This is a genomic window from Morganella sp. HSTU-ASny43, from assembly GCF_022819185.1.
Taxonomy (GTDB): domain Bacteria; phylum Pseudomonadota; class Gammaproteobacteria; order Enterobacterales; family Enterobacteriaceae; genus Morganella; species Morganella morganii.
In genome coordinates, this window is the sequence record NZ_WSPG01000061.1 from 1 (window position 1) to 4,228 (window position 4,228).

Below are 4,228 nucleotides of genomic sequence, written 5' to 3' on the forward strand. Positions count from 1 at the left end.
GATTAGTATTAATTAACTCACTATATAATATTTTTTTATATTCTAATTTTGAGTTTTTTTGAAAAAAACTATTAAAACTATCACGAATTAAAAAATCACCGCTGTTTTTAACTGCACCGTTGGCTAAAAATAAACCCAAAATCATTCTCCTTTAAATAATTGTAATTTTACAACCTGGAATGATTCTGCAAATTCAACATTTATTTCCATACCTCTTGCTTTGTCTTGAGCTTCAATAAATGATTCCCAATGTTTTCCAAATTTAGTAACCTCAGATACATGCATATTAATAGCATTTTTTTTGATTTGATAAAAATCGGAAACATCAACGAAAATACTCTCATGAAATTGCACTGATGTCCGATACCAGTTTGGTCGATACATTAATATACTGCCTGCTTTTCGGCATACAGTAAAACTTGATTTAGCAACTGCAGCATGATCTTGATGTACATCTTGATCCCAATGAGTAAAAACTATGTCAGGTTTTATTTCTTTACTTAGTTTTTCAAGTTCATGAATTAATTGATGTCCATGTGTCAGCTTTCCTGTTTCTAAGTTTAATTCATTGATATACTTAAAACCAAGCGTTTTTAGACCAGCTAATCCTTCATCTCGTGCAACAGATGATTCTCTAACAATATTTCCATACTCATCTGAATAACCAGAATTTGTTACTATAGTCACATGGCATTCATGTCCTTGTGATATTAATTTCGCTGCAGTTCCACCACATCCAATTTCGATATCATCAAAGTGGGCACCAATAAACCAAATTTTCATTCTGTTATATCCTTCCAAAAATAATATTCATTCGACCGCTTTCCACTAATATGGCTAAATAGTCCATCAGATATGGAAATTCCATTTTTTCTTAGTTTGTCAATTTCAATAGCAGAGATATTTTTTGCAGAAACAATATGCCTTGTTGAATATTCGTTTGTTAAAGCACAGTATTTTGAATCTAAATTTAATGATGTATAGTTAACCTGATTAAAGGAAAAATCATTTAACTCTGCTATATTTTTGATATCAAAAAAAACGCCTCCCCCCCCATATCTATAATATTTTCCTGCTCCCATGGAAATGCATGAAAATAATACTTTCTTGTTAGCTATACGGAATTTTTCTAAATAGAATGCTAACGTTTCATATGAGCAATGAGCTAAATCCAGTACTATTTTACAATCTGGCAATGTATGGATATCTATCGTTCTGAAATTAAATAAATCAGATACTAATAAAATATCGTCTTTTCTTAATGGTGGAATAATGTAGTTATCAGAAATTGTCCAGTTTCTGTTTACTTTATAAAATGAAATATTAAAATTTCTAAGGCGATTGACAACTGAAACACAAATGTCTTCCGGTAAAAAAATATTGTTTTTTTCTTGATTTTTTAGCTTGACATAAATTAATTCGGAACAAGATTCATATAAGCTAATCATTTTTTATCCAACGAAAATTTTCGGTTAATCCAAATATCTTTAATACATCTTTGTGATTTGAAAACATATTGGCCGTTTGCATCTCTTTCTCTTCCCGCGTAAAAATTATAATCTTTTTATTATTGGAATTCTCCATTATCTCTAGTAGTGTATTGCCGGCAGCTGTAATAATATAATCACTACTAGGTAGAATTTGTAATATTGGAACATCTATGAGTAATGTGCTGTTGTCCCTTTTTTTTATAACTTCACTAAGCTCATTAATATATCGGCAATTATTTCCTATGCATACCCAAGTATATATTTCTTCTGGTATTTCAAGAAGGATTTCAGGTATTTTTTTATGATCATCACCCCCTCCCTGTACTATAAGAGCTGAGGTTTTTTTCTTTGGCATAGTGTGTTTTTTAAATGGGAAATCAGTACTACCTATTGTTGGGTATAGTATATGATATTTTTTAAAATTAGCCTTGCATGGTCTTTCTTCTAAAGAATCTAATAACCAAACTTCCTTGTATTCCCCAGGTAATGTAAATTTACCTAAGGTGTCATTAATTAATATCTTATTCTGGCTATTTTTAATTACAGGTTCATGATAGGGAGTTTTTAAATAATTATTCGCAATTATTATATCTGATGGCTTCTCAAAATGAATGACAATTGTAACCTCAGATTGAGGTAATGAATTTTTAAAATGAACTGCCCTAGATAGGTGACCACTCCCCCATGTCTCACCAAAAATTACATAATATATGTAGCTCACTGTAATCCTTTTAGCATTTCATATTGACATAAATAATCTAATGTCAGGCTTGTTATTTTCAGATCGATTTCCTTTGCATTAAATGGGTCTAAAAGAAATCCGCACCTAATGTTACTATTATTTAGAAAAGCTTCGCTTACATGCTCTTGTGCAATTCTATCAGCAGTTTTATATACGGTTCTCAGTGCCTGAGTAGTAAATATCTCAATGCCCAGTCCTTGAGGTACATTACATCCATCATCTGATTTTGAAGATAGATAATCAAATTGGTTATCAAGGAAATGTTTAATTGACTTGTCTACTAATTGATAATGAACAAATGGATTATCTCCGGTCGCCCGAATGATAATATCGGCATCCAAATGGTCAGCTGCTGTCATATAGCGAGATAGAAGATTATCGTCACTACCGTATACTATTTTGCAATTCTGAGAAGCTGATATCCAAAAGGGATCTTCTGATTCACCTTGTGGAGCTAGGATAGCAACAGTATATTGATTATTATAATTTTTCCATTTGTTGTATATATTTTCAATCAATGTTTTGTCTTGAAAGAACGGTAAAGCACTTTTACGAGGAAGCCGTGATGAGCCAAGTCTGGCTTGGATACCGATTAAAATTTTTGGCATATTAGTTATTTCACGATAGGTTTGATATAGTTACACTTAGTAGATTAGTTACCAAGGTCATCCCATGTTAATACAGCATCAATCGGCATATCTTTATTTACTGTCCGTCCGATAAGATGATTGTATAGTGATGCTTCAATACCTGTTCCTGGTCTTTTTACACAAATTGATTCTCTTGTAATTACTTCACCTTTCTTTAAATCTTTATTTATAACGACTGATTTTCGGTTATTACGACGGTTGATTAATTCTTGGTTGACAGGCATTTTTATACCACTGCCTAATGCGCTTTCTACTATGCGTATTGAGTCAACTAAAAATTTCATTTCTTTAGGATCACTTGATAAAATGTGATCAGGTCCTTCTGCATTTCTATCGAGTGTAAAGTGCCGCTCAATAATATCTGCACCAAGTACTTTTGCTGCGAATGAGCATTGCATCCCGATAGTATGATCAGAGTATCCAACTACAATACCCGGATATCTATTTTTTAGTGTTGTTATAACATTGAGGTTAGCAATGTTATATTCCGTTGGATAAGATGTAATAGCATGCAGTAATGCGAAGTTATTATTTCCCGTTTTCGATATTGCATCGACAATATCGTCTACTTCTTTTAAAGTACACATACCAGTAGCTACAATTAGGGGTTTATGTAATGCTGCAACAGCAGAGATAAAATTTAAATTATTGCTATCATCTGAACCAATTTTGTAAACATTATTTCCGATATCTTCTAATAACTGAAGGTCGCTCTCATGACTGGGTGTTGAAAATACATCGAGACCTTTACTTCGGCTATAAGAATACACTTCTTCGTGTAAGCTCTTACTAATCTCAAATTCTTTGAACAGATTATACTGACTTACAGCGCCAGTATTTTTCATTTCATACTTAGCTATTTTAGATGCAAGGGTGTCAGCAGTGTATGTTTGTAACTTAACAGCATTTACACCAGTTGTTGCTGCCGCATCAATTAGTTTTTTTGCCTCTTCATAAGTTTTAAAATTACCACCAATTTCTGCAATAATATAGCATGGTAAATTATCACCAACAGTTTTATTTTCTATGGTAAATTTTCTCATTATAGACTCCAACCTTTCCTAATATATTCTTTTGATTTTTCTATGCCAATATTGGATATCAAGTCTATTATTGACATATATGGTACGAATTCATTCTTATTATTGAATTGGGTATATGGTTCTATATTATAATCTTGATATATAATATTTATGCTATTATCAATGAAGTCTTTCTCTGATAAATATTCTCGTCCATCTCTTCCGCTAATATAGGTACTTGCACCCACAGTTTTACATATATCTAATATTAATTCAGATGAACTTGTTACTAGGTTAAGTTCGCTACTTAATATTATATCACAA

The 4,228-nt window shown here is 31.8% G+C and carries 6 protein-coding genes; all 6 read right to left on the reverse strand.

What is annotated here, in order from left to right:
- Nucleotides 1-141: 141 nt before the first annotated feature.
- Nucleotides 142-783: a PIG-L deacetylase family protein gene (locus GN208_RS17555; protein ID WP_004236630.1), complete on the reverse strand. Its 642-nt coding sequence runs from the start codon at nt 781-783 to the stop codon at nt 142-144.
- Entirely contained in the window at nt 780-1,448 is a 669-nt protein-coding gene (locus tag GN208_RS17560; RefSeq protein WP_015422386.1) for a hypothetical protein, read from the reverse strand. The genes GN208_RS17555 and GN208_RS17560 overlap by 4 nt, the downstream gene beginning before the upstream one ends.
- The gene (locus GN208_RS17565) at nt 1,441-2,211 is read right to left on the reverse strand and encodes a hypothetical protein (protein ID WP_015422387.1); all 771 of its coding nucleotides are present in this window, start codon (nt 2,209-2,211) and stop codon (nt 1,441-1,443) included. Before GN208_RS17565 ends, GN208_RS17560 begins: the two co-directional genes overlap by 8 nt.
- Nucleotides 2,208-2,840 (reverse strand): hypothetical protein, encoded by a 633-nt coding sequence (locus GN208_RS17570; protein ID WP_015422388.1) that lies wholly within the window; start codon nt 2,838-2,840, stop codon nt 2,208-2,210. The genes GN208_RS17565 and GN208_RS17570 overlap by 4 nt, the downstream gene beginning before the upstream one ends.
- Nucleotides 2,841-2,884: 44 nt before the next feature.
- Nucleotides 2,885-3,925 carry an N-acetylneuraminate synthase family protein gene (locus GN208_RS17575; protein WP_004236628.1) on the reverse strand — a complete coding sequence of 347 codons (1,041 nt, stop codon included), beginning with the start codon at nt 3,923-3,925 and terminating at the stop codon, nt 2,885-2,887.
- The coding region (locus tag GN208_RS17580; protein ID WP_243828505.1) for a WbqC family protein at nt 3,925-4,228 on the reverse strand (304 nt) is incomplete at its 5' end. The genes GN208_RS17575 and GN208_RS17580, both read right to left, overlap by 1 nt.

Excerpts from the sequence above, each read along its gene's own strand:
- GN208_RS17560 (WP_015422386.1), bottom strand. The coding sequence starts at position 1,448 with ATGATTAGCTTATATGAATCTTGTTCCGAATTAATTTATGTCAAGCTA.
- GN208_RS17570 (WP_015422388.1), bottom strand. The coding sequence starts at position 2,840 with ATGCCAAAAATTTTAATCGGTATCCAAGCCAGACTTGGCTCATCACGG.
- GN208_RS17575 (WP_004236628.1), bottom strand. The coding sequence starts at position 3,925 with ATGAGAAAATTTACCATAGAAAATAAAACTGTTGGTGATAATTTACCA.
- GN208_RS17555 (WP_004236630.1), bottom strand. The coding sequence starts at position 783 with ATGAAAATTTGGTTTATTGGTGCCCACTTTGATGATATCGAAATTGGA.